Origin of the sequence: Dechloromonas sp. H13 (assembly GCF_009469615.1) — a bacterium.
In the GTDB taxonomy this organism is placed as follows: domain Bacteria; phylum Pseudomonadota; class Gammaproteobacteria; order Burkholderiales; family Rhodocyclaceae; genus Azonexus.
On the sequence record NZ_SSXX01000047.1, the window covers coordinates 1 to 1,281 of the forward strand.

1 protein-coding gene is annotated in these 1,281 nt (G+C 30.1%); it reads left to right on the plus strand.

Features of this window, described 5'->3' with window-relative positions; all coding sequences use genetic code 11:
• Nucleotides 1-665 precede the first annotated feature (665 nt).
• On the plus strand, nucleotides 666-1,281 hold a 616-nt coding region (locus tag GH660_RS17760), incomplete at its 3' end, for a staphopain proregion domain-containing protein (protein WP_368666125.1).

Below are 1,281 nucleotides of genomic sequence, written 5' to 3' on the forward strand. Positions count from 1 at the left end.
GACCCAACAAACTTTCTAAAAAGATAAAAAAAGAAACCGATCCCTAAAAAAATTCCTCGATTTCTTTTTAGGGATCAGTCTTCCAGCAAGATTTGCAAGTTGGTACCAACTTGCGAAAAAAAAGAAAAATCCGCTTATGCAACTTCTTCTTTTTGTATTTTGGGGCGCTACCCCAATCCCCAAGTATCGGTTATTTAATAGCGCGGAAATCCAAAGAATAGGACGTACCCTGAAACAAAAAAAGACTGCTCTCACGAGCAGCCCAAAATGAGATTATCCTATTCATCAACATAAAAATATTACAAAGTGAAGAACTAGAGAAAGACAAAAAAAGCATATCAAATCCTCTCAAAAATAACAAGTCTTTAAAAAATGACAGATAAAAATGCACAAAGAACTAAAAAAGAGAAATCGCGTAAAATCAAGCATTAGAAGCTAGTAACTAGCTAGACCAATTAAAAATCACAAAGTGAGCGTCTCTATCCATTGGTAGAGGGGCTACTTGGCATAGTCGACATTATGTTAACTAGCTCGATAAATAACGATTATGTTCCCAAAACAATATTTTATGAACTATAACAAAAATTTGTTATCGCATATTGTATATTTTAATTATATAATTATAGGTGTATACCACTTAAATTTAACACAAAGACGTGATTATTTTGAAACCCAAAAAGAAAATTTATCTAGGTCTCCTCTTTTCCTTGATGATTGGAATTTTTAGTATAGGAATTACAAATACCTATGCTTCAGAAAATTCTAATTTCAATATCAACTCCCAACCAATTGAAGAACAAGCAATTAATTTTGCGAAAACTGATTTTGAACACTCCATAACTTCAATTCTTTTAATGGAAAATAACACCGAAACTGATATTAACTATACTCTTGGTTCGCCATTTAAAATGCTCGATGGAGAAAATACGGCAAATAGTTCTATTTTCTTTCCAGTATTTTCAGACGCTGATAATACGATTAAATATATTTATACCGTCAAAAAAAATACAAATGGAGAATATTCAGGAAGTATTTCACAATTTTTAGCAAAAGAACTTCAAAATCTAGTAGATAGTAATATAACAGATACAACCTTATTTTTTCAAGATAATAGCATTTATTATTCCGATAATGGACAAATTAAACTACTTTGGAAATCACCTTTAAGTACAGAAAAAAATGGTGTTTCTTCCTTTACAGAAAAAAATGATCTTATATCCGTAAATATAAAAAATAAAATTAAAAATTTCTCTAAAAAACAAAATTTTCCTGCGGTTAAAC